This window comes from Pseudomonas sp. ABC1 (genome assembly GCF_013395055.1).
Taxonomy (GTDB): Bacteria; Pseudomonadota; Gammaproteobacteria; order Pseudomonadales; family Pseudomonadaceae; genus Stutzerimonas.
In genome coordinates, this window is record NZ_CP058349.1 from 1,023,302 (window position 1) to 1,049,193 (window position 25,892).

Annotated in this window: 16 protein-coding genes, 2 tRNA genes, 3 rRNA genes and 1 other RNA gene; 10 read left to right on the plus strand and 12 right to left on the minus strand. The window is 57.9% G+C overall.

All coding sequences use genetic code 11. The features are described 5' to 3' along the window. Window positions 1-9: 9 nt before the first annotated feature. The 3 genes from efp to ffs all read right to left on the minus strand — a co-directional run bounded on the left by efp (window position 10) and on the right by ffs (window position 2,157). Window positions 10-576, minus strand: coding sequence for an elongation factor P (gene efp, locus HW090_RS04535; RefSeq protein WP_179112357.1), 567 nt, complete (start codon window positions 574-576; stop codon window positions 10-12). A gap of 211 nt (window positions 577-787) precedes the next feature. Further along, on the minus strand, window positions 788-1,933 hold the full coding sequence (gene earP / locus HW090_RS04540; protein ID WP_179112358.1) for an elongation factor P maturation arginine rhamnosyltransferase EarP: 1,146 nt from the start codon (window positions 1,931-1,933) through the stop codon (window positions 788-790). A gap of 127 nt (window positions 1,934-2,060) precedes the next feature. Further along, an RNA gene (gene ffs / locus HW090_RS04545) (signal recognition particle sRNA small type) lies at window positions 2,061-2,157 on the minus strand. 325 nt (window positions 2,158-2,482) lie between these two features. Here ffs and HW090_RS04550 point away from each other — a divergent pair. Next, complete coding sequence (locus HW090_RS04550; protein ID WP_179112359.1) at window positions 2,483-2,809, plus strand: Arc family DNA-binding protein; 327 nt, start codon at window positions 2,483-2,485, stop codon at window positions 2,807-2,809. Between the two features lie 53 nt (window positions 2,810-2,862). Here the strand turns inward: HW090_RS04550 and pap are convergent, their stop codons facing one another. Next, a complete protein-coding gene (gene pap / locus HW090_RS04555) occupies window positions 2,863-4,359 on the minus strand; it encodes a polyphosphate:AMP phosphotransferase (RefSeq protein WP_179112360.1) in 1,497 nt (498 codons plus the stop codon). Between the two features lie 177 nt (window positions 4,360-4,536). Here pap and mnmC point away from each other — a divergent pair, with 177 nt between their 5' ends. After that, entirely contained in the window at window positions 4,537-6,552 is a 2,016-nt protein-coding gene (gene mnmC / locus HW090_RS04560) for a bifunctional tRNA (5-methylaminomethyl-2-thiouridine)(34)-methyltransferase MnmD/FAD-dependent 5-carboxymethylaminomethyl-2-thiouridine(34) oxidoreductase MnmC (protein WP_179112361.1), read from the plus strand. Continuing rightward, a complete protein-coding gene (locus HW090_RS04565) occupies window positions 6,546-6,782 on the plus strand; it encodes a YheU family protein (protein ID WP_179112362.1) in 237 nt (78 codons plus the stop codon). Before mnmC ends, HW090_RS04565 begins: the two co-directional genes overlap by 7 nt. Before the next feature lie 12 nt (window positions 6,783-6,794). Here HW090_RS04565 and HW090_RS04570 read toward each other — a convergent pair whose 3' ends face one another. The 6 genes from HW090_RS04570 to HW090_RS04595 form a co-directional block, all read right to left on the minus strand. Beyond that, window positions 6,795-7,961, minus strand: coding sequence for a CynX/NimT family MFS transporter (locus HW090_RS04570; protein WP_373416366.1), 1,167 nt, complete (start codon window positions 7,959-7,961; stop codon window positions 6,795-6,797). 159 nt (window positions 7,962-8,120) lie between these two features. After that, a 5S ribosomal RNA gene (rrf, locus tag HW090_RS04575) occupies window positions 8,121-8,236 on the minus strand. 149 nt (window positions 8,237-8,385) lie between these two features. Beyond that, window positions 8,386-11,276: ribosomal RNA gene (locus HW090_RS04580) — 23S ribosomal RNA — on the minus strand. A gap of 252 nt (window positions 11,277-11,528) precedes the next feature. Further along, window positions 11,529-11,604, minus strand: a tRNA-Ala gene (locus HW090_RS04585). Between the two features lie 30 nt (window positions 11,605-11,634). Next, a tRNA-Ile gene (locus tag HW090_RS04590) sits at window positions 11,635-11,711 on the minus strand. A gap of 93 nt (window positions 11,712-11,804) precedes the next feature. Beyond that, a 16S ribosomal RNA gene (locus tag HW090_RS04595) occupies window positions 11,805-13,340 on the minus strand. The 16S, 23S and 5S rRNA genes sit together here with 2 tRNA genes alongside, the layout of an rRNA operon. A 601-nt stretch (window positions 13,341-13,941) precedes the next feature. On the opposite strand from HW090_RS04595, the gene HW090_RS04600 reads away from it, so the two are divergent. From HW090_RS04600 to HW090_RS04620, 5 genes are all read left to right on the plus strand, one after another. Beyond that, window positions 13,942-15,279, plus strand: a complete 1,338-nt coding sequence (locus HW090_RS04600) for a TRZ/ATZ family hydrolase (RefSeq protein ID WP_179112363.1) — start codon at window positions 13,942-13,944, stop codon at window positions 15,277-15,279. Between the two features lie 73 nt (window positions 15,280-15,352). Beyond that, on the plus strand, window positions 15,353-16,051 hold the full coding sequence (gene ubiG, locus HW090_RS04605; RefSeq protein WP_179112364.1) for a bifunctional 2-polyprenyl-6-hydroxyphenol methylase/3-demethylubiquinol 3-O-methyltransferase UbiG: 699 nt from the start codon (window positions 15,353-15,355) through the stop codon (window positions 16,049-16,051). Further along, window positions 16,051-16,722, plus strand: coding sequence for an N-acetylmuramic acid 6-phosphate phosphatase MupP (gene mupP / locus HW090_RS04610; RefSeq protein ID WP_179112365.1), 672 nt, complete (start codon window positions 16,051-16,053; stop codon window positions 16,720-16,722). Before ubiG ends, mupP begins: the two co-directional genes overlap by 1 nt. A 30-nt stretch (window positions 16,723-16,752) precedes the next feature. After that, window positions 16,753-17,508, plus strand: a complete 756-nt coding sequence (locus tag HW090_RS04615; RefSeq protein ID WP_179114831.1) for a YciK family oxidoreductase — start codon at window positions 16,753-16,755, stop codon at window positions 17,506-17,508. 195 nt (window positions 17,509-17,703) lie between these two features. After that, the gene (locus HW090_RS04620) at window positions 17,704-18,630 is read left to right on the plus strand and encodes a GGDEF domain-containing protein (RefSeq protein ID WP_179114832.1); all 927 of its coding nucleotides are present in this window, start codon (window positions 17,704-17,706) and stop codon (window positions 18,628-18,630) included. A 3-nt stretch (window positions 18,631-18,633) separates the two neighbouring features. On the opposite strand, the gene HW090_RS04625 is transcribed toward HW090_RS04620, so the two are convergent. Then, complete coding sequence (locus tag HW090_RS04625) at window positions 18,634-20,226, minus strand: ATP-binding protein (RefSeq protein ID WP_179112366.1); 1,593 nt, start codon at window positions 20,224-20,226, stop codon at window positions 18,634-18,636. Next, window positions 20,223-20,924 carry a response regulator transcription factor gene (locus HW090_RS04630; protein ID WP_179112367.1) on the minus strand — a complete coding sequence of 234 codons (702 nt, stop codon included), beginning with the start codon at window positions 20,922-20,924 and terminating at the stop codon, window positions 20,223-20,225. Before HW090_RS04630 ends, HW090_RS04625 begins: the two co-directional genes overlap by 4 nt. 675 nt (window positions 20,925-21,599) lie before the next feature. Between HW090_RS04630 and HW090_RS04635 the strand changes: the two genes are divergently transcribed. Together HW090_RS04635 and HW090_RS04640 are read left to right on the plus strand one after the other, a co-directional pair. Next, complete coding sequence (locus HW090_RS04635; RefSeq protein WP_179112368.1) at window positions 21,600-24,482, plus strand: ribonucleoside-diphosphate reductase subunit alpha; 2,883 nt, start codon at window positions 21,600-21,602, stop codon at window positions 24,480-24,482. Window positions 24,483-24,614: 132 nt separating this feature from the next. Further along, entirely contained in the window at window positions 24,615-25,856 is a 1,242-nt protein-coding gene (locus HW090_RS04640; RefSeq protein WP_179112369.1) for a ribonucleotide-diphosphate reductase subunit beta, read from the plus strand. Window positions 25,857-25,892 lie beyond the last annotated feature (36 nt).

The following is a 25,892-nucleotide window of genomic DNA, read 5'->3' on the forward strand; positions in this document are numbered from 1 at the left end:
ATCGGCTGATCAGCCTTTGACGCGGGACTTGTACTCGCCAGTGCGGGTATCGATCTCGATCGAGTCACCGATTTCGCAGAATGCGGAAACCTGCAGCTCGGCACCGTTCTTCAGACGTGCAGTCTTCATTACCTTGCCGGACGTGTCGCCACGGACGGACGGCTCGGTGTAAACGATTTCACGCACGATGGTGGTCGGCAGTTCGACGGAGATCACTTTCTCGTTGTAGAAGACCGCTTCGCAGACGTCGGTCATGCCGTCTTCGATGAAAGTCATCACGCCTTCGAGGTCGTCTTTCTCGATCTCGTACTGGTTGAACTCACCATCCATGAACACATACAGCGGATCGGCGAAGTAGGAATAGGTCACTTCCTTGCGCTCGAGGATAACCGGCTCGAGCTTGTCATCGGCCTTGTAGACAGTCTCGGTCGCAGAACCGTTGAGCAGGTTCTTCAACTTCATCTTGACGACGGCGCTGTTACGGCCGGACTTGTTGAACTCGGTTTTCTGGATAACCCAGGGCGCGCCATTGACGATGGCCACCTGGCCGGCACGGAATTCTTGTGCGGTTTTCATACGAACATCCGATGGAATTGAAAAGTCAGGGAAGAAAAACCTCGAGGCGTTCCATCCCCTGAGAATTGCCCATAGCAGGTACGGACAAGCTCAAGCCTTTGTTAAGCCCCCAAGCGAGAGGCCCGTTTTCTCTGCCCACGACACACATACAGGACCGCAGGCAGCAAATGGGGGGCAATAATAACTGGTTCCAGCACGAGTCTCCACCGACTTATGCAGAGTGCCAGTCGGCATGGAAACGCAGCAGATTACTCGCCAGATCGCCGTTGGATGCCTGAATATCAACCCAATTCGAGGCATGAGCACTCAGCTCGCCCTCATGTGCCTGCAGCTCTCGCCACGCGCAACCAACCGCCTGCCCGGCATTCCAGGAAGCCCAGAAAGCCTCCAGCGCAGCCCGCGCTGGATCGGACAAGCCCTCTGTATAAAGGTGGAAGAATGCCCAGAGCTTGTCCCAGTGGGCATCGTCCTCTTGCGGGTAGATATGCCAGACGAAAGCCCTTGCCGCCCACTGCGCACGAATGAAGGACTCCTCCCCACGCACCGCATTGAAGTCGCAGCACCACAGCAGGCGGTCATAGGCGTCCTGATCCAGAAACGGCAAGACCACGATACGCAGGGAACCCCGCACATGATCGCCCCCTGCCTTCAGCGCATCCTCCCCGCACCAGGCCGCCACATCCTTCAGGACACGCCCCTCCGGAACCAGCACCAGGTTAGGGCGACAATCCCTGGACAACTCATCGAACCAGCTCGCCAAGCCGGTATTTTCATAAGCGAACAATGAAATGATGCGGCACTCCGGCTCAGGCTTCACACCCAGAGTCGCCAGGAAATTTCCACGGCATCGAGGATCTGCCTGGAACTGACTGCGTCGCGCCAGTAAATCGCGCTCGCGCAACAGGCCACCGGTTTTCGCCACGAACCCGGGAAAGAAGAAGTACTTCTGCAGACCATCCGGCTGGAGAGATGGCATGGCGTGACAGTCAGTCACCCAATCTTCTGCGCTTAGGTACTCGAGGTTGAGCCAGAGAATCCGGCGACTGGCCGCTGCCATGGCATGCACGTAATGCTCTGGCAATTCACAGGCAAAGGCCTCGATCACCACATCGGCAGGCTCGACAGGCTCCCAGGGGAGGGACCAATGACAGACCTGTACGCCGTCGAGATACTGCCGCTCCAGACGAATATCAATGGAGGGCGCAAGGCGGGTGAACGTCGCCATATCATCGACCCACAGGCGGACCGGCACACCATGCTCGGAGGCGAGTTGCCGCGCGAGGCGCCACGTAACGCCCACATCGCCGAAATTGTCGACGACACTGCAAAAAATATCCCACGCATCAGACTTGGACACAGCGACCTCCGTCATGCAGCAACGGCGAAACCTGCCGCAGCCATGAAAACACATGCAGAGAGAACATGATGAAGAAGAAGAAGAAGAAACGAAGGACCACAGGAGAGATGCTCTTTAATGGAGGCGACCCTGTCAGCCACACCCCGGCACACGATGTCACCGCTGCGGCTGCTCCCTTCCGGGCCTGACCGGGTTCACGGCTGATCATTGCGAGGGGACCGACAGGGCCACCATCGAGCATGCCCGCACAACGGCGGGCTCGCACATTCTACTGGCTTATCCGGAACTTACAACCGCTCGATACACTGGCCAGCACCAAATCTCATGACCACCCAAGGCAAACATCCATGGGCTGACAACGTAGGCCATTCAATTTTTGATGCCATAATGCCTTTACTAATCAAAAAGGCGCCGTACAATTGACGTCATGAAACCGTCCAAGGCAACTTTATTTCTGCTCGCATGGAACATGCCGGCCCCCTGAGTTGTCACACGCGGTGTCTACTACGGCAATACGCCAGCATCGTCCATCTGACTAAACGGTTAAGTATGAACCCTATCAAACAGGCAGTTTATTCCAGTCGCACGGCTGACAAGTTCGTGGTTCGCCTTCCTGACGGCATGCGTGATCGCATCGCGGAGGTGGCTCGCAACCACCACCGCAGCATGAACTCGGAAATCATCGCGCGTATCGAACAGAGCCTGCTTCAAGAAGGCGCTCTGGATTCAGATGCCAGCGTTCGCCTAGACAGCCCAGAGCTTTCCCTGCACGAACGCGAGCTGCTCCAGCGCTTCAGGCAACTGACCCATCGTCAGCAGAATGCCCTGGTTGCCCTGATCGCACATGACGTAGAGCAAGCCGCTCAAGAAGCCTGACAGAACCAAGCGCGCGCCAGGATGACCAACGTCTCCAGGCGCGCACTGTTGTGTCAGCGATCCTTTCCTATTGCCGCCTCCAGCGCCTCGTTGAGCGTGCGCAAGACCTTGATACGCGCGAAGCGCTTGTCATTGGCCTCGACCAATGTCCAAGGCGCGATTTCCGTACTGGTGCGGTCCACCATGTCGGCAACGGCATGGCTGTAGTCATCCCACTTGTCGCGATTGCGCCAGTCTTCTTCCGTGATCTTGAAGCGCTTGAACGGCGTAACCTCTCGTTCCTTGAAACGCTCCAGCTGCGTATCCTTGTCGATCGACAACCAGAACTTCACCAACACCACACCTGAATCGACCATCTGCTCTTCGAAATGGTTGATCTCACTGTATGCGCGCAGCCACTCCTCCGGCGTGCAGAACCCCTCGACACGCTCCACCAGGACCCGTCCATACCAGGAGCGATCAAAAATGGTGAACTTGCCTCGCTCGGGAATATTGTTCCAGAAGCGCCATAGCCAAGGCTTGGCCAGCTCATCCTGGGTAGGCGCGGCGATCTGGACAGTTCGGTATTGACGGGGATCGAGTGCGCCCGTGATCCGTCGTATGGCACTGCCCTTGCCTGCGGCATCATGCCCCTCGAACATCGCCAGCACACCCCGTTTGCGAATCACGCGATGACGCAGAAGTTGCGCAAGGCGCGCCTGTTCCGTTGCCAACTGCTGCTTGTAGTCAGCCTTATCCAGCGACTGGGTCATATCCAGGCTATCAAGCAGGCTCAAGCGATCGAGGTCCAGCATCAATGGCGCCGTATGGGGCTGGACCGTATGACGCTCGGCCTCCGTTGCATTCAAGGCTGCCTGCAATCCCTCCAGCAGAACGCGCCCAACAGCCAGGCTGCGATAGCGCTCATCAGTCCCCTCCACGACATACCAGGGCGCGAACTCACGGCTGCTGTGGCGCAGAATGTACTCTCCGTAGCGGACGAACTTGTCATAGGTCTTGGACTGCTGCCAATCCAGCGGACTGATACGCCAGCTCTGCAGCGGATCACTCCGGAACGACTCGAGCCGCGCCATCATCCGGTCCTTGGACAGGTGCATCCAGAACTTGAAAATCAGCACGCCCTCATCGCACAACATCCGCTCCAGACGTTGTGCCTGGGCAATCTGCAGTGCCAGGCCGGCTTTATTGATCCGGCCATGCACCCGATCTTCCAGCATCTTGCTGTACCAGTTGCCGAAGAAAATCCCGGTGCGCCCCTTCTCGGGGAGTCTGCGCCAATAACGCCACGCGGGCGGATGGGCCAACTCCTCATCGGAGGGCGTATCGAAACTGTCGACACGGATCAAACGAGGGTCCATCCACTCGTTGAGCAGCTTGATCGTCTCCCCCTTCCCCGCACCCTCGATACCGTTGATGAGAATGAGCACAGGAAAGCGAGCCTGCTCCTTGAGCTGGTACTGAGCAGCCAGAAGCGCTTCGCGCAAGGCTGGCACCTGGGCGTCATACGTTTGCTTGTCTATCGAGTGACCAATTTCCGCAGACTCGAACATCTACCTTCCCTTTTCCAGCAATCGAAAAATGTATAGCGACTGGCTCGATACCCTAACAGGCCGTGCGGCTTCTTAGCGAGTGGCATATAGCCATCCATGGGCCGCTTGCGACAGTAGAGCAGCTATAGACAACGCCATGGCTGATAGAATCGCCCGCCTGACAACCCGAGAACCGTCATGCCGAACCAAGAGCCGCTACAACACGCCGACCTCGACTGGGACGAGAACGGCCAGCCGCAGTCACGCCAGTATGGCGATGTCTACTTCTCCCGTCAGTCAGGCATGGAGGAAACCCGGCATGTGTTCCTGGAGCAAAACCGACTACCTGAACGATTTGCAGCGCTGAGCTCGGGACGAAGCCTGGTCATCGGGGAAACCGGTTTCGGCACCGGTCTCAATTTTCTATGTGCCTGGCAACTGTTCGAAGAGACGGCATCAGCGGATACCCGCCTGCACTTCATCAGCACGGAAAAACACCCGCTTACGCAGGAAGACCTGGCACGCGCCATGGCTTTATGGCCATCCCTGAGCGCACTGTCCAGTCAATTACTGGCGCAATACACCGCCGTCCACACGGGCTTCCAGCACTTCATACTGGGGAGCGGACGCATAACCCTTACGCTGCTGGTCGGGGATGTACTGGAAAGCTTGCCGCAGCTCGATGCACAGGTCGACGCCTGGTTCCTCGATGGCTTCGCCCCAGCCAAGAATCCGGACATGTGGCAACCCGAACTGTTTCGGCAACTGGCACGCCTCTCGGCTCCGACAGCGACACTCGGCACCTTCACCAGCGCCGGCTTTGTTCGGCGCGGACTGATCGAAGCAGGCTTCGCCATGAAGCGCGCGCCGGGCTTCGGCCACAAGAGAGAGATTCTGCAAGGCAACTTTACCGGCCTACCTGCCACTGCATACAAACCCTGGTATGCCAGACCCGACCACCAGCCCCAAGAACGCCATGCCATCGTCATAGGTGCCGGCATGGCCGGCTGCTCAAGTGCATTCAGCCTGGCGCGCCGCGGCTGGCGTGTGACGCTGATCGATCGACATGCAGACATCGCCCAGGAAGCATCAGGCAATCCGCAAGGTGTGCTCTACCTGAAGCTTTCCGCACATGGAACGGCTCTTTCGCGCCTGATCGTCAGTGGCTTTGGCTACACACGGCGCCTGTTGCAGCACCTGCAGAAAGGCGTGGAGTGGGACGATTGCGGCGTCTTGCAACTGGGCTTCGACGACAAGGAAAGTGCTCGCCAACAGGCACTGGCACAGCACTTCCCAACAAGCCTCCTGCAACTGCTGGAACAGAACACTGCAGAACAGGCATGCGGTGTCGGCCTACACAGCGGCGGGCTGTTTTTCCCGGAAGCCGGCTGGGTCCACCCGCCAGCACTCTGCCAGTGGCTGGCAAGCCATCCGGGCATCGAGCGAGTGATGCAACGACAGGCGCTGCACCTGCGGCATCAAGCAGGTGAATGGCAGGTCCTCGAAAACAACGAACCCATAGCAAAAGCACCGGTAGTCATACTGGCCGGCGCGGCGGAATGTGTACGGTTCAACCAGACGGATTGGTTACCACTCAAGCGTATCAGGGGCCAGATCACACGACTTCCGGCAAATGAGCAAAGCCGCGATTTGAAATGTGTCATCTGCGCTGAAGGATATGTCGCGCCAGAAAGAAATGGGGAGCACACACTGGGAGCCAGCTTCAACTTCCAGCGTCATGACAATGAACCCAGCCAGGAAGAACACGCCAGCAACCTGAGCATGCTCGAAGAAATATCGTCAGATCTTCACCAGCGTCTCGCCCCTCGGCTCTCCAACCTCGAAGGCAGAGCCTCACTGCGCTGTACCAGTTCCGACTACCTGCCACTGGTCGGCCCCGTGGCAGACGCAGAAGCATTCCGCCATGCCTATGCAAGCCTGCTGAAGAACGCCCGGCAGACTCCAGACCAGGCATGCCCTTGGAACCAAGGCCTTTATGTCAATACAGCACATGGTTCTCGCGGCCTGATCAGCGCGCCCTTGTCCGGAGAACTGCTGGCCGCCTGGATAGACAATGAGCCCTTGCCACTGCCAAGGGAAATCGCCGAAGCCTGCCACCCGAATCGTTACCTGCTGCGCGGCCTGGTAAAAGGCCTGGACGTGACTCGACAATCAACCTCGAAAGACAATCAACAGGAAGGCGGGGAATGCTGATTCCATACGAGATGCTGGAGCCGGACACCTTGACTCGGCTCCTGGAAGACTTTGTCACCCGGGACGGGACGGATAATGGCGATGACACGCCCTTTCATATCCGCACGGAGCGTGCCAGGGCAGCCTTAGTGAAAGGCCAGGCAGTCATCGTCTTCGACAGTGAGTCCCAGCAATGCCAACTGGCACTTCGGCAAGAGGTTCCGAAAGAGTGGCTGGAAGAAGAGCATTAACCCCAGACAGGCCTACTTCGTCTCGATGAGCACAGGATTTGGCCGCAAGCAAAGCGCCAGCAGGGACATGCAAATAGCCAGCAGAGCCAGAACGGCAAATGGCACCAGATAGCTCCCCCCGATATCGCGACCTATCCCGACCAGCACCGGCGACAGACAGGCCAGCCCATAGCCCGTACACAGCATCATGGCTGTCAGTCGACTCACATCCATCGGGGTAGCGGCCTCGTACATGGGCAATACCAGAGACAGCGAAAAACTACCGTTCAGTGCGATCCCCAATACCATGCAGACGAGCAAAGGCGACCAGTTCGGCAGCCAAGCAATCAACGCCAGACCGCAAGCCGCAACCAGGCCACACGTGGCCATCCATATGTGTCTGTTACCGAATCGCTGCACTAGCCATGGAATTGCAAAAGAACTGGGCAGCCCGATAAGCATGAAGGCACTGAAAAACGTATTCCCCTCTCCCACACTGAAACCCGCTTCGTGATAGCGAGCGACCAACCAGGTCACCAAGGCATAGAAAAGCCCAGCTTGCAGAGTAAAGAACAGACTGATCAACCACGCTCGCCTAGATCGCCAAGGCAGGCCAGCAGCTTTTCGGACGCTCTCCGGTTGATTTGGCAAACAGAGCCAGACAGCACAAGCCACCAACGTTGGCAAAGCCCAGACAGATAAACCCAGACTCCAGTCACCCGCCAAGTGATCCGTTACAGGTGCAGTCACAACAGCACCAAGCGTCCCCCCAACGGCCATGCTCAAGGCATACCAGGCACCTATCTTCCCCATCTGGTCGAAAAAATAGCGCTTGATGTAGCCAGAAAGCAGTGGCCCAGCAACGGCAACGGCAATACCGACCACCCCGGCGGTTCCAATCAGGATCCACTCCTGATGTGAAAACAGGCGTAATCCCAAGGCAGTGAACAGGGTCGCCATGCAGAAAGCGATAGCCCTTTCCAACCCCAGCCGTACCGCCAGTCGTGGAGCCAGCGGGGCCAACAACCCCATCAATAGAACGGGTAGGGCTGTTACGAGGCTGACGAAGCCACGACTCAAGGAAAGATCCGAGGCGATGCGCTCGATAAGAGGGGCAAATGATGTAATGGCCGGGCGTAGGTTGATTGCTGCAAGAACCAAGGCCAGAAAAAGAAACCAGCGAGACGAATACTTCACCATACCCCCAAGGCCATGAACATCTGAGCACACTAACTACCGCAACGGCTCAAATACAAACATATAAGAGCCACAACACAAGTGCGCCAAGTCTTCAAAAATATTTTTCTCATCGCAAAGACAAACCCCCCGATCCGTTAGGACCGGGGGGTTTGATTAGAAGCTTGACGATGACCTACTCTCACATGGAGAAACTCCACACTACCATCGGCGATGCGTCGTTTCACTACTGAGTTCGGGATGGGATCAGGTGGTTCCAACGCTCTATGGTCGTCAAGCAATTCGGTTGCTGTCTCGGGGTTTAGCCGCTACAGCGAATTGGGTATGTGATGTCTATGGTAATGCTTTGTAGTGCTCTTGCAAACTTTCGGTTTGTCGACTTTACCTTCGACACCCTCTGCTGTGCAGCAGATTGTTTGGGTGTTATATGGTCAAGCCTCACGGGCAATTAGTACTGGTTAGCTCAACGCCTCACAACGCTTACACACCCAGCCTATCAACGTCGTAGTCTTCGACGGCCCTTCAGGGAGCTCAAGGCTCCAGTGAGATCTCATCTTGAGGCAAGTTTCCCGCTTAGATGCTTTCAGCGGTTATCTCTCCCGAACATAGCTACCCGGCAATGCCACTGGCGTGACAACCGGAACACCAGAGGTTCGTCCACTCCGGTCCTCTCGTACTAGGAGCAGCCCCTCTCAAATCTCAAACGTCCACGGCAGATAGGGACCGAACTGTCTCACGACGTTCTAAACCCAGCTCGCGTACCACTTTAAATGGCGAACAGCCATACCCTTGGGACCGGCTTCAGCCCCAGGATGTGATGAGCCGACATCGAGGTGCCAAACACCGCCGTCGATATGAACTCTTGGGCGGTATCAGCCTGTTATCCCCGGAGTACCTTTTATCCGTTGAGCGATGGCCCTTCCATACAGAACCACCGGATCACTAAGACCTACTTTCGTACCTGCTCGACGTGTCTGTCTCGCAGTCAAGCGCGCTTTTGCCTTTATACTCTACGACCGATTTCCGACCGGTCTGAGCGCACCTTCGTACTCCTCCGTTACTCTTTAGGAGGAGACCGCCCCAGTCAAACTACCCACCATACACTGTCCTCGATCCGGATAACGGACCAGAGTTAGAACCTCAAGGTTACCAGGGTGGTATTTCAAGGTTGGCTCCACGCGAACTGGCGTCCACGCTTCAAAGCCTCCCACCTATCCTACACAAGTAAACTCAAAGTCCAGTGCAAAGCTATAGTAAAGGTTCACGGGGTCTTTCCGTCTAGCCGCGGATACACTGCATCTTCACAGCGATTTCAATTTCACTGAGTCTCGGGTGGAGACAGCGCCGCCATCGTTACGCCATTCGTGCAGGTCGGAACTTACCCGACAAGGAATTTCGCTACCTTAGGACCGTTATAGTTACGGCCGCCGTTTACCGGGGCTTCGATCAAGAGCTTCGCTTGCGCTAACCCCATCAATTAACCTTCCGGCACCGGGCAGGCGTCACACCCTATACGTCCACTTTCGTGTTTGCAGAGTGCTGTGTTTTTAATAAACAGTCGCAGCGGCCTGGTATCTTCGACCAGCAAAGGCTTACGTAGTAAATACTTCACCCTCACCGGCGCACCTTCTCCCGAAGTTACGGTGCCATTTTGCCTAGTTCCTTCACCCGAGTTCTCTCAAGCGCCTTGGTATTCTCTACCCAACCACCTGTGTCGGTTTGGGGTACGGTTCCTGATTACCTGAAGCTTAGAGGCTTTTCCTGGAAGCATGGTATCAACCACTTCACTTTCTAAAAGAAAGCTCGTCATCAGTTCTCGGCATTGATTTCCCGGATTTACCTAAGAAACCTGCCTACCACCTTAAACTTGGACAACCAACGCCAAGCTGGCCTAACCTTCTCCGTCCCCCCATCGCAGTAACCAGAAGTACGGGAATATTAACCCGTTTCCCATCGACTACGCTCTTCAGCCTCGCCTTAGGGACCGACTCACCCTGCGTCGATTAACGTTGCGCAGGAACCCTTGGTCTTTCGGCGTGCGAGTTTTTCACTCGCATTGTCGTTACTCATGTCAGCATTCGCACTTCTGATACCTCCAGCAAGCTTCTCAACTCACCTTCACAGGCTTACAGAACGCTCCTCTACCGCTCAACTTACGTTGAACCCGTAGCTTCGGTGCATGGTTTGAGCCCCGTTACATCTTCCGCGCAGGCCGACTCGACTAGTGAGCTATTACGCTTTCTTTAAAGGATGGCTGCTTCTAAGCCAACCTCCTAGCTGTCTAAGCCTTCCCACATCGTTTCCCACTTAACCATGACTTTGGGACCTTAGCTGACGGTCTGGGTTGTTTCCCTTTTCACGACGGACGTTAGCACCCGCCGTGTGTCTCCCGTGCTGACACTTGCCGGTATTCGGAGTTTGCATCGGTTTGGTAAGTCGGGATGACCCCCTAGCCGAAACAGTGCTCTACCCCCAGCAGTGATACACGAGGCGCTACCTAAATAGCTTTCGAGGAGAACCAGCTATCTCCGAGCTTGATTAGCCTTTCACTCCGATCCACAGGTCATCCGCTAACTTTTCAACGGTAGTCGGTTCGGTCCTCCAGTTAGTGTTACCCAACCTTCAACCTGCCCATGGATAGATCGCCCGGTTTCGGGTCTATTCCCAGCGACTAAACGCCCTATTAAGACTCGCTTTCGCTACGCCTCCCCTATTCGGTTAAGCTCGCCACTGAAAATAAGTCGCTGACCCATTATACAAAAGGTACGCAGTCACCTAACAAAGTAGGCTCCCACTGCTTGTACGCATACGGTTTCAGGTTCTATTTCACTCCCCTCTCCGGGGTTCTTTTCGCCTTTCCCTCACGGTACTGGTTCACTATCGGTCAGTCAGTAGTATTTAGCCTTGGAGGATGGTCCCCCCATATTCAGACAAAGTTTCTCGTGCTCCGTCCTACTCGATTTCATTGATAAGAGATTTTCGTGTACGGGGCTATCACCCACTATGGCGGCACTTTCCAGAGCCTTCCACTAATCTCAAATCAACTTAAGGGCTAATCCCCGTTCGCTCGCCACTACTAAGGGAATCTCGGTTGATTTCTTTTCCTCAGGGTACTTAGATGTTTCAGTTCCCCTGGTTCGCCTCATACACCTATGTATTCAGTGCATGATACCCAGCTTATGCTGGGTGGGTTCCCCCATTCAGAGATCTCCGGATCAAAGTCTGTTTGCCGACTCCCCGAAGCTTATCGCAGGCTACAACGTCTTTCATCGCCTCTGACTGCCAAGGCATCCACCGTATGCGCTTCTTCACTTGACCATATAACCCCAAGCAATCTGGTTACGATCTCGAACGTGAAGACGACATTCGCCGAAAATTTGCGTCTTGAGAACTACAAATTTTACCTTGACCAAACTGATTGTCAGTGAAAACAATCAGTCAGTCTTACTTCTATCACATACCCAAATTTTTAAAGAACAGTTCTGGCGCAAAGTCCAGAACTCAACACCCTTCCCACCTTGCGGCTTCGAGTGGCGCTCAGTTCTGAGCTTTCAGCGATTTCAGAGTGAATGGTGGAGCCAAGGAGGATCGAACTCCTGACCTCCTGCGTGCAAAGCAGGCGCTCTCCCAGCTGAGCTATGGCCCCATCTACTGACTGGCCACGACCCTTGACAATTGGTGGGTCTGGGCAGATTCGAACTGCCGACCTCACCCTTATCAGGGGTGCGCTCTAACCAACTGAGCTACAGACCCAATCGTCTTACTCTCGGGTCTAAACCCAATCGCTTTTCGCAAGTGAATCAAGCAATTCGTGTAGGTGCTTATGACGAAGCTGATGTCGTCGATTAAGGAGGTGATCCAGCCGCAGGTTCCCCTACGGCTACCTTGTTACGACTTCACCCCAGTCATGAATCACACCGTGGTAACCGTCCTCCCGAAGGTTAGACTAGCTACTTCTGGTGCAACCCACTCCCATGGTGTGACGGGCGGTGTGTACAAGGCCCGGGAACGTATTCACCGTGACATTCTGATTCACGATTACTAGCGATTCCGACTTCACGCAGTCGAGTTGCAGACTGCGATCCGGACTACGATCGGTTTTATGGGATTAGCTCCACCTCGCGGCTTGGCAACCCTTTGTACCGACCATTGTAGCACGTGTGTAGCCCTGGCCGTAAGGGCCATGATGACTTGACGTCATCCCCACCTTCCTCCGGTTTGTCACCGGCAGTCTCCTCAAAGTGCCCACCCGAAGTGCTGGTAACTGAGGACAAGGGTTGCGCTCGTTACGGGACTTAACCCAACATCTCACGACACGAGCTGACGACAGCCATGCAGCACCTGTGTCTGAGTTCCCGAAGGCACCAATCCATCTCTGGAAAGTTCTCAGCATGTCAAGGCCAGGTAAGGTTCTTCGCGTTGCTTCGAATTAAACCACATGCTCCACCGCTTGTGCGGGCCCCCGTCAATTCATTTGAGTTTTAACCTTGCGGCCGTACTCCCCAGGCGGTCGACTTAATGCGTTAGCTGCGCCACTAAGATCTCAAGGATCCCAACGGCTAGTCGACATCGTTTACGGCGTGGACTACCAGGGTATCTAATCCTGTTTGCTCCCCACGCTTTCGCACCTCAGTGTCAGTAGTAGCCCAGGTGGTCGCCTTCGCCACTGGTGTTCCTTCCTATATCTACGCATTTCACCGCTACACAGGAAATTCCACCACCCTCTGCCATACTCTAGCTTTGCAGTTTTGAAAGCAGTTCCCAGGTTGAGCCCGGGGCTTTCACTTCCAACTTACAAAACCACCTACGCGCGCTTTACGCCCAGTAATTCCGATTAACGCTTGCACCCTTCGTATTACCGCGGCTGCTGGCACGAAGTTAGCCGGTGCTTATTCTGTCGGTAACGTCAAAACTCCAAGGTATTAACTTGAAGCCCTTCCTCCCAACTTAAAGTGCTTTACAATCCTAAGACCTTCTTCACACACGCGGCATGGCTGGATCAGGCTTGCGCCCATTGTCCAATATTCCCCACTGCTGCCTCCCGTAGGAGTCTGGACCGTGTCTCAGTTCCAGTGTGACTGATCATCCTCTCAGACCAGTTACGGATCGTAGCCTTGGTAGGCCTTTACCCTACCAACTAGCTAATCCGACCTAGGCTCATCTGTTAGCGTGAGGTCCGAAGATCCCCCACTTTCTCCCGTAGGACGTATGCGGTATTAGCTCGAGTTTCCCCGAGTTATCCCCCACTAACAGGCAGATTCCTAGGCATTACTCACCCGTCCGCCGCTCTCAAGAGAAGCAAGCTCCTCTCTACCGCTCGACTTGCATGTGTTAGGCCTGCCGCCAGCGTTCAATCTGAGCCATGATCAAACTCTTCAGTTCAATACTGCTAGAACCCCGAAGGATTCAAATTTTAGCTCAGCAATCGCAAAAAACTCTCAAATTAACGAGTGTTACTTGTGATGCTGATAATCTGGTGACTATCAGTCTTACATTCACAAGCACCCACACGAATTGCTTGATTCAAGTTGTTAAAGAGCGTTTCGATCAAGTCTTTCGTCTCAACCGAGGCCGCGCATTCTACAGCAGCCTTGTTACCTGTCAAGTTGTTTTTGAAGAACTTTTCGTTTCTTCTCAACCCCTTGCGCTTCGATCCAGCCTGAAGCGGGAGGCGAATTCTACAGATCGTTACCGAACTGTCAACCGCTTTTCTCGCTTCGATTCAGCTATCGAATCGACCACTTCGACACACCGGAAAAACCATTCAAATCCAACTTAACTCGTTGATCTGTAAGAGATTTTCCTTCGCTACCGCGCCGGAAGTGGTGCGCATTATAGGCCAACGGAAAAACACGTCAAGCGTTGTTTTCAATCATGTGACAAATATCTCAAACCCACATGAAATACGGCCACACCCCGCCTTCCTTCAAAGCAGTTGGGACAATCTATACACTCCGACAACCCCCTCGGAGATGGACTGCCAATGCCTGCAAAGCCACTGACCCCAATGGATCTTCTTTTATTCCCGACCTGGCTGGTTCCTGTCGAACCCGCCGGAGTCGTGCTTCGCGAACATGCACTGGGCGTCAGGGACGGTCGAATCGTCTTTATCGGCCCACGTACAGAAACCGCAAGGCTTCAGGCAACCCAACGACTGGAACTGCCGGAGACGCTTCTGGCCCCAGGGTTCGTCAATGCCCATGGGCACGCGGCCATGACACTGCTACGCGGCGTCGCGGATGACCGCCCTCTGCATATATGGCTGCAGCAACATATATGGCCACTCGAGCAACGCTGGGTCGATGAGTCATTTGTCCAGGCAGGAACAGAGCTGGCGATCGCCGAGCAACTGAAAGGTGGAACCACCTGCTTCTCCAGTATGTATTTCTTCCCCGAGAGCATTACCGAACGAGTGCATGCCAGCGGTGCCCGCGCGCAGATAGTCGTTCCGATCATGGACTTTCCGGTTCCTGGCACCCGGGACGCGGATGAAGCCATCCGCAAGACGGTCGCCCTGTATGACGACCTCAAGCACCACCCTCGCCTGAGCGTATCCTTCGGCCCACACGCCCCCTATTCGGTCAGCAACACGACACTGGAGCGCTTGCAGGTGCTCAGCGCGGAGATGGACGCTGGCATCCAGATGCATGTACACGAGACGGCCAAGGAAGTTCACGATGCCGAGAAAGCGCATGGCGAACGCCCACTGGCCAGGCTGGCGCGAATGCAGTTGCTGGGCCCACGCTTCCAGGCCGTGCATATGGTGCATATAAAAGATGAGGATCTCGAACTGCTGGTCGAGCACAATTGCAGTGTCATTCACTGCCCGGAATCCAATCTGAAGCTGGCCAGCGGCTTCTGCCCTGTGGAGCGATTGTGGGAAGCGGGCGTCAATGTAGCCCTGGGCACCGACGGAGCCGCCAGCAACAATGACCTCGACATGCTTGGCGAAACACGTACTGCCGCCCTTCTGGCCAAGGCTGTCGCCGGTTCGGCCAGCGCACTGAATGCCCACCAGGCATTACGCATGTCCACACTCAACGGCGCCCGCGCCCTCGGGCTGGATGAGCAGATTGGATCACTGGAGATCGGCAAATTCGCCGACCTGGTTGCGTTCGATATGTCGAGCCTGGCGCAGCAACCACTCTATGATCCGGTTTCGCAATTGATCTATGCCTCCACCCGGGACTGCGTCAAACATGTATGGGTCGCAGGCAGGCAATTAGTGGATAATCGCCAGTTGCTGCGTATGGACGAGCAGAGAATCATTGCCACTGCTCGCCAGTGGGCAGACAAGATCGCATCCGGACGCCCCTCGTGAGGAAAGATACCGGTATTCTGCGAAGCGACCCTCCCGGATACCCAGCCAAACCCGTTTTGAGATGGAACAGAGCATGAGCAACGTCGACCACGCAGAAATCGCCAAATTCGAAGCACTGGCCCATCGCTGGTGGGACAAGGACAGCGAATTCAAACCACTGCATGAGATAAATCCCCTGCGCGTCAACTGGATCGACGAACGCATAAGCCTGGCTGGAAAGAAAGTCCTGGATGTTGGCTGTGGTGGCGGCATTCTCAGTGAGTCCATGGCAAGGCGTGGTGCCCAGGTGACAGGGATCGACATGGGCGAAGCCCCTCTTTCGGTCGCACGCCTGCACTTGCTCGAGTCCGGCCTCGAGGTCGACTACCGCCAGATCACAGCCGAGGACATGGCTGCCGAAGCTGCCGGGCAGTTCGACGTAGTCACCTGCCTGGAGATGCTTGAGCACGTACCCGATCCGTCCTCGATCATCCGCGCCTGTCATACCCTGGTCAAACCAGGCGGCCAGGTGTTCTTCTCGACCATCAACCGCAACCTGAAGGCCTATGCAATGGCCATCGTGGGTGCCGAGTACCTGCTGCAGCTGTTGCCACGCGGTACCCACGACTACAAGAAATTCATCCGCCCTTCCGAACTGGGCTTCTGGTGCCGCGAGGCCGGCCTGGACATCAAGGATATCGTCGGGCTGACCTACAACCCGCTGAGCAAAGAGTACAAGTTGACCAACAATGCCGATGTCAACTACATGATCCAGACTCTCAAGGAGGCCTGATGCGCCTGCGCGCCATTCTGTTCGATATGGACGGTACCCTGCTGGACACCGCGCCGGACTTCATTGCCGTCATCCAGGCCATGCGCGCTGCCCGCGGCCTGTCGCCTGTCACGGAGCAAAGCATACGTGACGTAGTGTCCGGAGGCGCGCAGGCCATGGTCCTGGCCGCCTTCGAGGTTGCCCTGCAGTCAGAGGAATTCGAGCATCTGCGCCTTGAGTTCCTCGATCGCTATCAGGAGAGCTGCGCCGTCCATTCGCGTCTCTACGAGGGCATGCCGGAGCTGCTGGCCGATATCGAGAAGGCCAAGCTGGTCTGGGGCGTGGTCACCAACAAGCCCGTACGCTTCGCCGAACCGATCATGCAGCGCCTTGGTCTGGCCGAACGCTCCTCGATCCTGATCTGCCCTGACCATGTCAGCCGCAGCAAGCCGGACCCGGAGCCGATGCGGCTGGCCTGCGAACGCCTGCAGCTCGAACCGTCCAGCGTCCTGTTCGTCGGTGACGACATACGCGACATCGAGTCGGGCCAGGCCGCCGGTACCCGCACCGCAGCCGTGCGCTATGGGTATATCCACCCACAGGACAACCCGAACAATTGGGGAGCGGACATCGTGGTCGACAGCCCCTTCGAGTTACGCTCGCTGCTGGATCGCGCACTCTGCTCCTGCTGACGCGGCACCACTTATATATAGAGGTTCATGATGTTCGATTACTCTGCACCCGGCGACTTGCTCAAGGGCCGCATCATTCTTGTGACCGGTGCCGGACGCGGAATCGGAGAGTCGGTCGCGAAGGCCTATGCAGCACACGGAGCGACAGTCCTGCTGCTGGGCAAGAACGAAGAAAATCTCAACCGGGTCTATGACGACATAGAAGCCGCCGGACACCCTCAGGCTGCGGTGATTCCCTTCAACCTGGAAACCGCCCTGCCCCATCAGTACGACGAGCTCGCCGCCACCCTGGAACAGGAGTTCGGCCACTTGGACGGACTGCTGCACAACGCCGCCATCATCGGCCCGCGCACACCGCTGGAACAGCTATCCGGCGACAACTTCATGCGGGTGATGCAGGTGAACGTCAATGCCATGTTCATGCTGACCAGCACGCTGCTGCCCCTGCTGAAACTGTCGGACAACGCCTCGGTGATTTTCACCTCCAGCAGCGTCGGCCGCACGGGCCGGGCCTACTGGGGCGCCTACGCCGTCTCCAAGTTCGCAACCGAGGGCCTGATGCAAGTGCTCGCCGACGAAGTGGACGATACCGTCCCTGTCCGTGCCAATAGCATCAACCCCGGCGCCACGCGCACCGACATGCGCGCGAAAGCCTACCCAGGCGAAAATCCGGCCAGCAATCCGCACCCGGACGAGATCACACCGCTCTACCTGTACTTGATGGGCAAAGACAGCATGGGCGTCAATGGAAAGGCGCTCGACGCCAGAAGCGGAAGCCCCTTCTAAAAGTGACGTTTTACCGGCACGAGCAGGAGCGCAAGGATGTCAAAGCGGCATCACCTTGCCTCCTGCCCGGCAAGAAATTGGCAATCCCTGCCATGGAAAAACATAACCCATTGATTTAAAATCAATTTAAAAATCTGGCATCAAATTCGCTTATTGCCTGTACTCAGTGTAATCGCACCAGGGGCATTGGCTATGCTGTCACTCTCGTCCAAGAGCACAACCATCAACTTCGATACAGCACGCCTGAAGTCTTTTGGCCTGCCGCCCTATCAGCACACCCGCCATACCGCCAGAAACCTGGACGACCTCCACAGCCTGCTGACACAGCACCTGCAGACCAGCCTGGAAGTGGACCGCCTCCTCGAATACTTCTTCACAGACATCACCTCCCTTATCGCACTCGACGGGCTTGCCTATTGCCATGAGGAAACCGACCTGCACTTGCAGCTTGGCTCGGCGACTGGCGAGACCTGCATCTTTCCGCTGAGCCATGAATCCGAAGCCCTCGGCAGACTGACCCTGTATCAGGATCGCCCCTTCGATGCGCAGAAGCGCCTGCTGCTGGAAAACCTGGTCGATGCGTTGCGCTTCCCGCTACGCAATGCACTGCTCTATCGCAGCGCCGTGCAGGCGTCGTTGAAAGATCCACTGACGAGTACCGGCAACAGAACGGCGCTGCAACAGAGCCTGCAACGCGAAACGGAACTGGCCCGGCGTTATAACCAGCCACTCTCGCTGATCATGCTGGACATGGATCATTTCAAGAAACTCAACGACGAGCATGGCCACGACGCTGGCGACCAGGCCCTGAAAAGCGTCGCCAAGCTGCTCAAGGCACAACTGCGCAACATCGACATGGTCTTTCGTTTCGGTGGAGAGGAGTTCTTGCTCATTCTCTCCAACACACCAGTCAACGCCGCCGCACTGGTGGGCGAGCGTATTCGCCTGGCCATAGAAACAACGCCACTTGAACTGCGCTCAGCGACAGTCCGCCTGTCGGCCAGCCTCGGCTGCGCGCTCTACCAGCCAGGGGAATCGAGCGACACCTTGCTGCAACGGGCCGATGCCGCGCTGTATCGCGCCAAGCAGGGCGGGCGCAATCAGGTACGCCTGGCAGACTGAGGCTCAGCCCCGGTCATGCCGTGCCGGCCAGAGCAGGGTGAAACGGGCTCCGCCCAATGCCGCGCGCCCGACCTCCACACGCCCGCCATGCCAGTAGATCACCCGGCGCACAATGGACAGCCCCAGCCCGTACCCTCCCGAGTCGCGTGTGCGACTGTCATCCAGGCGCAGGAAGGGTGTGAAAATCTTCTCTTGATCCCCCTCGGGGACGCCGGGCCCGTCATCCTCCACTTCCAACCCCACTCGCGCGCCGTCGTGAAAAAAACGCACCGTCACCCGCGACTCCGCATGACGCATGGCATTGCTCACCAGATTGAGCAGGGCACGCCGTAGATAACGCGGCTCTGCATCGGCGACAGCCTCTCCGTCACAGGCACCACACAGCAGTTCGACACCCGGCCGCAAGGGCGCCAGCTCAGCGATGACCTGGGCGATCAGCACATCCAGTGCGACCGGTGTGAAACTCAACGAAGGGGCACCTTTCTCCAGGCGGATATAAACCAGCATTTCATCGAGCAACTGGTCCAGCTCCTCGAGGTCCGTGTCCATGCTTTGCAGGTAGCGGCACCTGGATTCATCGGACTGCGCCTCGGCACTCATTTCCAGGCCAAAGCGCAGCCGGGCGACCGGTGTGCGCAACTCATGCGCCACAGCACTGACCATCTCCCGCTGGATCGCCAGCAGGCGCTGAAGGCGCGTGGCCATATGATTGAACGCCGCCGCCAGGCGGCCGACGGAATCACTGCCGGAGTCAGGCACTCGCACCTCAAGGTGCCCTCCAGCGATATCGCTGGCCGCCTGTTCCAACTCGAACAAGCGACGCTCGAGCGGACGCACGAGCAGGTAGAGCGTCAGCCCTATCAGCGTCAGACCCAAGGCCGCGATCAGGAACAGTAATTGTGCGGGATAGCGACTCATCCGGTAGAGCGGCCCGACCTGCAGCACCCATGACGACCCCGGCACGGCATCCAGCAACCTCAACGCCTCACCCGGGCCCTCCAGTTGCACCAGCGCCTCGCCCTCTGCGAGCCTCAAGCGCTGCTCCTGGCTCACACCGCCAGCACCGGGGGCAAGCAGCCGGATATCGAAGCCGAACTGCAGCTCAGCAGTGAGCGCGGCCAAACGTGCCGGCTGTTCATCCTCGGGGTAGCGGATCAGTTCGGCGATCAGCAGACGGCTGGTCGTCCGAGCCATCTGCTCGCCGATCTGCGCCAGCTCACCCGCCAACAGCAGCCGCTCCTCGGCACTGACCAAGCTGTACAGCGTGAACTGTCCGGGTCGCAGTTGCTCGACCAGAAGCCGTCCGCGCAGCAAACGGCTCTCCATACCGGGGTCTAAGCGGGCATCATCGAAGGTGCGCACACGCAGTGCAGCACCCAGCATGCGGCCCCAGTCGTTGGCGGCCTGGCGGCGCTGCACAGCAGTCATCTCCTGCATGGCCTGCGCCATCAGCCTGAAGGTGCCTCCGGCCATGGCTTCACGGTACCGATCGGTGCGCACTTCGTTGAGCCAGTGCAGGCTGAACGCCCCCAGCAAGCCGACCAGCACCAGGACGGCAAGCATTCCCCCATAGATACGCAGGAAGATCGAGTTCACAGCGTTCCGGTAGCCGCGGCAACGAACAGGTAACCCTTGCTGCGCACGGTCTTGATCAGCCTGGGGTGATCGGGATCATCGCCGATCTTCGGACGAATGCGCGAAATGCGCACATCGATGGAACGGTCCTGCCCGTCGTACTCGATACCACGCAACTGGGCGAAGATTTCCTCCCGCGAGAGGATGCGCCCGGCATTGGACACCAGAAGCCAGAGCAGGTCGAACTCGGCACCGGTCAGCTCGATCGCGCTACCACCCAGCGTCGCCTCCCGCAGGCGGCTGTCCACGACCAGCGGCCCGAACTGCAGACATAGCTGCTCGCTGCCTTCCAGCCGCCGCAGCAGAGCGCGAATACGAGCGAGCAGCACCCGCGGACGCACGGGTTTGCAGACATAGTCGTCTGCACCGCTTTCCAACCCGAGCACCTGGTCCTCATCGTCGGCACGGGCCGTCAGCATCAGGATCGGGCCGGCATAGTGCTCGCGTACCAGGCGGCACACGGCGATACCGTCGAGGCCTGGCAACATCAGGTCGAGCACCACGAGATCCGGCCGCTCATGGATGATCCGCTCGACAGCCCGCTCGCCGTCGTTCTCGACCGATGCAGAAAAACCGTTGCCCCGCAGATACTCGCGGGTCAGGGCAGCCAGACGCCGGTCATCCTCGACGATAAGGACGCTCCATCTTTCCTGCTCCATTGCGCCTCCATCCACTGCACTCGACCGGCATATTGTCGCCCATGCCAGCCCTTGCCTGCACGCCTGGCAGCGCATATTGGCAAACACAACATATAGTGTTTTGCCATCATGCGACAAAAGGCTCGCGCGGCCATAAAAACGCTTAATTTTACCTGCCCCCGGCAAAGCCTCGGGGGATGCGGCCTGCGCCTCTCAGATCACGAATAGCCCACAATCAGCCCACAACTTACTCACAAGTTACCCACAGGCGGCGCCTTGCATTCCCGCCCCCTGCCCATTATCTTGTCGCGCCGCGAGACCAGAGCCCCTATATATGGGGTCACAAGCAGATAGAAGACACAATTGGCAAGTAGCCAGCGAAAGAATTTTCCCCATGCACCAGCATCCTCCCAGGCCAGACGTGGCGCAGGCTTACCTGGCCCGCGGACACGATGAGCCCTTGAGACATTCTCACGAAACTCTTTCTCGCGAGTAGTGTCACAGAAAAAACAAAAACACTATATGTTGTGTTTTTCGTCTGATTAGCTATTCTTCCAGGCAATCCTTTCGAGCCTTACCCCGGCTCGAAACAGCCCGTTTTGCAGTACCGATTCAAGACCGCCTTGCCGCCCCACCCAAGCAGCAAGGTAAAGACTTCCGCCATATAGATAGTTAGTGAAAGCATTCGGAGCCTCCATGCACAGCGACCCATCCCGAGAAAACCCATTGGCCACAGGTGGCGCACTGGACGACGTAGCAGCCACAGCCCCCGGCCTGCTGCGTGTCATCAAACGCAATGGCACCGTCGTCGCCTACACCGATGACAAGATCACCGTCGCCATCACCAAGGCTTTTCTCGCGGTGGAAGGCGGCAACGCCGCTGCCTCGTCGCGTATCCACGACACCGTGCAGCGCCTGACCGAGCAGGTCACCACGACCTTCAAACGTCGCATGCCTTCGGGCGGCACCATCCATATCGAAGAAATCCAGGACCAGGTCGAACTGGCCCTGATGCGTGCCGGCGAGCAGAAAGTCGCCCGCGACTACGTGCTCTACCGCGAAGCCCGCTCGCAGGAGCGTAAGCGCGCGACCGAGAGCGGCCAGAACAGCGTCGCCCAACCGCACCCGAGCATTCGTATCGCCCGTGCCGATGGCTCGGTCACGCCGCTGGACATGGCTCGCCTGGCCACCATCATCGCCGACGCCTGCGAAGGCCTGGCCGAAGTCGACGGTGCACAGATCGAACGTGAAACACTGAAGAACCTGTACGACGGTGTGGCCGAGAAAGACGTCAATACCGCCCTGGTGATGACCGCCCGTACCCTGGTCGAACGCGAGCCGAACTACAGCTACGTCACCGCGCGCCTGCTGATGGACACCCTGCGCGCCGAAGCGCTGTCGTTCCTCAACGTCGCCGAAAGCGCCACGCACCATGAAATGGCCGACCTCTACGGCAAGGCCCTGGCGGCCTATGTAGAAGCAGGCGTCGAGTTCGAGCTGCTCGATCCCAAGCTCAAGGACTACGACCTGGCCAAGCTGGGCGCAGCGATCAACCACGAGCGCGACCAGCAATTCACCTACCTCGGCCTGCAGACCCTCTACGACCGCTATTTCATCCACAAGGACGGCGTGCGTTTCGAACTGCCACAGATCTTCTTCATGCGCGTGGCCATGGGCCTCGCCATCGAGGAAGAACAGAAAGAAGAGCGTGCGATCGAGTTCTACAACCTGCTCTCCTCGTTCGACTACATGGCCTCGACGCCGACCCTGTTCAACGCCGGCACCCTGCGCCCGCAACTGTCCTCGTGCTACCTGACCACGGTGCCGGACGACCTGGGCGGCATCTACGACGCCATCCGCGACAACGCCCTGCTGTCCAAATTCGCCGGCGGCCTGGGTAACGACTGGACCCCGGTACGCGCCCTCGGCGCCTATATCAAGGGCACCAACGGCAAGTCCCAGGGCGTAGTGCCTTTCCTCAAGGTGGTCAACGACACCGCCGTCGCGGTCAACCAGGGCGGCAAGCGCAAGGGCGCGGTCTGCGCCTACCTGGAAACCTGGCACCTGGACATCGAGGAATTCCTCGAGCTGCGCAAGAACACCGGCGACGACCGCCGCCGCACCCACGACATGAACACCGCCAACTGGGTGCCCGACCTGTTCATGAAGCGCGTCTTCGACGACGGCTCCTGGACCCTCTTCTCGCCGAGCGACGTGCCGGACCTGCACGACCTGACCGGCAAGGCCTTCGAGGAGCGCTACGAGTACTACGAAGAGTTGACCAAGTACGGCAAGATCAAGCTGTTCAAGACCATCGCCGCCAAGGACCTGTGGCGCAAGATGCTCTCCATGCTGTTCGAGACCGGCCACCCATGGATCACCTTCAAGGACCCGTGCAACCTGCGCAGCCCGCAGCAACACGTCGGCGTGGTACACAGCTCGAACCTGTGCACCGAGATCACCCTGAACACCAACAAGGACGAGATTGCCGTCTGCAACCTGGGCTCGATCAACCTGCCGAACCACATCCGCGACGGCAAGCTGGACACCGCCAAGCTGGAGCGCACCGTGCGCACCGCCGTGCGCATGCTCGACAACGTCATCGACATCAACTACTACAGCGTGCCCCAGGCGCGTAACTCCAACATCAAGCACCGCCCGGTGGGCCTGGGCATCATGGGCTTCCAGGATGCGCTGTACCTGCAGCACATCGCCTATGGTTCCGACGCCGCCATCGAGTTCGCCGACCACTCCATGGAGGCCGTCAGCTACTACGCGATCCAGGCCTCCTGCGATCTGGCCGACGAGCGCGGCGCCTACCAGACCTTCGACGGTTCGCTGTGGAGCCAGGGCATCCTGCCGCTGGACTCGCAGCAGATCCTCATCGAGTCGCGTGGCCAGAAGTACATCGACGTGGACCTGAACGCCACGCTGGACTGGGCACCGGTGCGCGAGCGCGTGAAGAAAGGCATCCGCAACTCGAACATCATGGCCATCGCCCCGACCGCGACCATCGCCAACATTACCGGCGTCTCGCAGTCGATCGAGCCGACCTACCAGAACCTCTATGTGAAATCGAACCTGTCTGGCGAATTCACCGTGATCAACCCCTACCTGGTACGCGACCTCAAGGCCCGCGACCTGTGGGACCCGGTCATGGTCAACGACCTCAAGTACTACGACGGTTCGGTGCAGCAGATCGAACGTATCCCGCAAGACCTGAAGGACATCTACGCCACCGCCTTCGAAGTGGAGACCAAGTGGATCGTCGACGCCGCCAGCCGCCGCCAGAAGTGGATCGACCAGGCTCAGTCGCTGAACCTCTACATCGCCGGCGCCAGCGGCAAGAAGCTGGACGTGACCTACCGCATGGCCTGGTACCGTGGCCTGAAGACCACCTATTACCTCCGCGCCCTGGCCGCTACCAGCACCGAGAAGTCGACCATCAACACCGGCAAGCTGAACGCCGTATCCAGTGGTGGCGACACCGTACAGGCCGCACCGGCCGCTGCGCCCCAGCCGGCTCCCGTGCCGCTGGCCTGCAGCATCGACAACCCGGACTGTGAAGCCTGCCAATAAAGCAGCGGCAAGCTGTCCATGATTGCCTGACGTGCCGCGAAGAGCGGGCAGTGAATCGCTGCCCGCTGCCACTCATCCCTCTTGCAGCTTGAAGCGTGCCGCTTGAAGCTGCTCCTGAAAGGAGCCCCCACCATGCTGAGCTGGGACGAATTCGACAAAGATGACGAAACCGTTGCGGTCGCTGCCAAGGCGCAGCCCACCGCCACTGCAACCGAGCAACAGGACGAGCAGGCCGCCGGCTCCGTGCAGGAAGCCCGCGCTGTCGCCGCCGACGACTCCGAAGCCGTGGCCCGTGCCAAGGCCGCGCTGAACGAGCTGGACATCCAGGAAGGCCTGGACGAACTGGAGGGCGAATCCGCCCGCGTACAGGTCGGCGACAAGCAGATGATCAATGCCCGCGCCGACCTCAACCAACTGGTGCCGTTCAAGTACGAATGGGCCTGGCAGAAGTACCTGGATGGCTGCGCCAACCACTGGATGCCGCAGGAAGTGAACATGACGGCGGACATCGCACTGTGGAAGAGTGCCGATGGCCTGACCGAGGACGAGCGCCGCATCGTCAAGCGCAACCTGGGCTTCTTCTCCACCGCCGACTCGCTGGTAGCCAACAACCTGGTGCTGGCGGTCTATCGCCTGATCACCAACCCGGAGTGCCGCCAGTACATCCTGCGCCAGGCCTTCGAGGAGGCCATCCACACCCACGCCTACCAGTACTGCATCGAATCACTGGGCATGGACGAGGGCGAAATCTTCAACATGTACCACGAGATCCCCAGCGTCGCGAAAAAGGCATCCTGGGGCCTCAAGTACACCCGCTCCATCTCCGATCCCAAGTTCGAGACCGGCACGCCGGACACGGACCGCCAGTTCCTGCGCAACCTGATCGCCTACTACTGTGTACTGGAAGGCATCTTCTTCTACTGCGGCTTCACCCAGATCCTCTCCATGGGCCGCCGCAACAAGATGACCGGCACCGCCGAGCAGTTCCAGTACATCCTGCGCGACGAATCCATGCACCTGAACTTCGGCATCGACATGATCAACCAGATCAAGATCGAGAACCCGCACCTGTGGGACGCGCAGATGAAGGACGATGCCACGCAGATGATCCTGCAGGGCACCCAACTGGAAATCGAATACGCCCGCGACACCATGCCCCGCGGCGTCCTGGGCATGAACGCGGCGATGATGGAGGACTACCTCAAGTTCATCGCCAACCGCCGCCTGACCCAGATCGGCCTCAAGGAAGAATACCCGGGCACCACCAACCCCTTCCCCTGGATGAGCGAGATCATGGATCTGAAGAAAGAGAAGAACTTCTTCGAAACCCGCGTGATCGAGTACCAGACAGGGGGCGCGCTGAGCTGGGATTGATATCCCCTTTTTGCACACCCTGTACGACGAAGAGGC